Genomic DNA, 2,092 nt, shown 5'->3' on the forward strand with positions numbered 1-2,092 from the left:
GAAGGATAGGGGCGGAGGGGGTCGGCTATCTTGTTGACGCATTCCCGGCGCATTGGGCTTATGAAAGTGTCTTTCCATGGGATGAGGGGCCGAATGGACCAGTCCTACTACGTCAAAGCGATCTGGGATCCGGAAGCTTCAGTCTGGATCTCCGAAACAGACATCCCAGGCCTCGTGATCGAGACCGAAACCCTGGCTGAGTTTGAAGCCATGATGGTTGAGCTGGCGCCGGAAATTCTGGCCGCTAACCAGGAGCCCCGGCTTGGCCGCGTCTCGGTCGATTTCTCCGCCCGGCGCGAGTTCGCCGTCGCCTGATCAGAAGACCTTGCCGATCCCGAGTTGCTTGAGCACCTCGTTGGCGGTGTGGCGGCTCTTTGACCTGGGAACGCTGACAGTTCGCCCGTTGATGGGGCTGCGCCACTCTTCGTGGCTCCCCTTACCGCCTTCCACCTGCCAGCATCCGTGCGCCCGCATGATCCTGACGAGGTCGGCATGGTAGGTCGGCATTGAGGCGAAGGGCTCCTCGAACGGGCCCGTCTGGATAGGAACAGATTACGCCCATCCCAAGGCACCGCCTGCGCCCGCCGCTTTACGCGCTGTCGGCTGGGGCACTATAGGCGGGGGAGGGGTGACGGGGCAGGCGCCCGCGCGGAACCTAATTCCGCGACGTATCCACCAGCTTGTTCTTGCTGATCCAGGGCATCATGGCGCGCAGGCGGGCGCCCACGTCCTCGATGCCGTGCTCGGAGGCGCGGCGGCGGGTGGCCTTGAAGCTGGGCTGGCCGGCCGCGTTCTCCAGCATGAAGTCGCGCACGAAGCGGCCGGACTGGATGTCTTCCAGCACGCGCTTCATCTCGGCCTTGGTGTCGGCGGTGATGATCCGCGGGCCGGTCACGTACTCGCCGTACTCGGCAGTGTTCGAGATCGAGTAGTTCATGTTGGCGATGCCGCCCTCATAGATGAGGTCGACGATCAGCTTCACCTCGTGCAGGCACTCGAAATAGGCCATTTCGGGGGCGTAGCCCGCCTCGACCAGGGTCTCGAAGCCGGCGCGGATCAGCTCGACCAGGCCGCCGCACAGCACGGCCTGCTCGCCGAACAGGTCGGTCTCGCATTCCTCGCGGAAGGTGGTCTCGATCACGCCCGAGCGGCCGCCGCCGATGGCCGAGGCGTAGGCCAGGCCAAAGTCGAGGGCGTTGCCCGTGGGGTTCTGGTGGATGGCGATCAGGCAGGGCACGCCGCCGCCCTTCTCGTACTCGCCGCGCACGGTGTGACCGGGGCCCTTGGGGGCGATCATCAGCACGTCCACGCTGGCCTTGGGCTCGATGAGGTTGAAGTGGATGTTCAGGCCGTGGGCGAACAGAAGGGCCGCGCCGTCCCGCAGGTTGGGGGCGATCTCGGCATTGTAGATGCCGCGCTGCAGCTCGTCGGGCGCCAGCACCATCAGGGCATCGGCCCACTTGGCGGCCTCGGCCACGCTCATCACCTTCAGGCCGTCGGCCTCGACCTTGCGGGCGGTGGCGGAGTCGGGCCGAAGGGCGACGACGACGTTCTTCACGCCGGAGTCGCGCAGGTTCAGGGCGTGGGCCCGGCCCTGCGAGCCATAGCCTACGATGGCGATCTTCCTGTCCAGGATCCGGGCGAGGTCGGCGTCGCGATCGTAATAGACCCGCATGGGCGGTCTCCTTTGGACAAGACGGACGCGGAGCCCCTCGGGCGACCGCGCGGAAGTGGGCCGCATCAATGGGAAATTTCCCGCCGCGTCAAGCAAGGCCGGCCCTCCAGGCGATGCGCCGGAGGGCCGGAAGGCCGTCACCAGAAGAGGCTGAAGGCCACCTGGACGATACGCCCAGTCCACAGGTCCACCAGGACGGCGTCGCGTCCCAGCCGCACCCAAGTGTAGCCGACCGGCGGGATCGGCAGGCCATAGGTCCACCAGGTGTCGATCCGGTAGCGCGGCGTCCACCAGGTCCAGGGCAGGACCTCGCCATAGGACCACCGGTGGTAGGCATAGCCCGGAGGCGGGGCCCAGCGGTCGGCCCGATAGCGGTAGGGCGGGGTCCAGACCGGCGGATACCACCGGGGGTCGTAG

4 protein-coding genes are annotated in these 2,092 nt (G+C 66.7%); 1 reads left to right on the top strand and 3 read right to left on the bottom strand.

All coding sequences use genetic code 11. The annotated features are described in order from the left end of the window. The first annotated feature begins 93 nt into the window (after positions 1–93). On the top strand, positions 94–315 hold the full coding sequence (locus tag WCJ52_RS12875) for a DUF1902 domain-containing protein (RefSeq protein ID WP_336903702.1): 222 nt from the start codon (positions 94–96) through the stop codon (positions 313–315). Here WCJ52_RS12875 and WCJ52_RS12880 read toward each other — a convergent pair whose 3' ends face one another. The 3 genes from WCJ52_RS12880 to WCJ52_RS12890 all read right to left on the bottom strand — a co-directional run. After that, positions 316–507 (bottom strand): type II toxin-antitoxin system HicA family toxin, encoded by a 192-nt coding sequence (locus WCJ52_RS12880; protein ID WP_336903703.1) that lies wholly within the window; start codon positions 505–507, stop codon positions 316–318. A gap of 148 nt (positions 508–655) precedes the next feature. Then, a complete protein-coding gene (gene ilvC, locus WCJ52_RS12885; protein ID WP_336903704.1) occupies positions 656–1,675 on the bottom strand; it encodes a ketol-acid reductoisomerase in 1,020 nt (339 codons plus the stop codon). A 137-nt stretch (positions 1,676–1,812) separates the two neighbouring features. Beyond that, a partial coding sequence (locus tag WCJ52_RS12890) for an RcnB family protein (RefSeq protein ID WP_336903705.1) occupies positions 1,813–2,092 on the bottom strand: 280 nt, incomplete at its 5' end.

The sequence above is a fragment of the Phenylobacterium sp. genome, assembly GCF_037138395.1.
GTDB lineage: Bacteria > Pseudomonadota > Alphaproteobacteria > Caulobacterales > Caulobacteraceae > Phenylobacterium.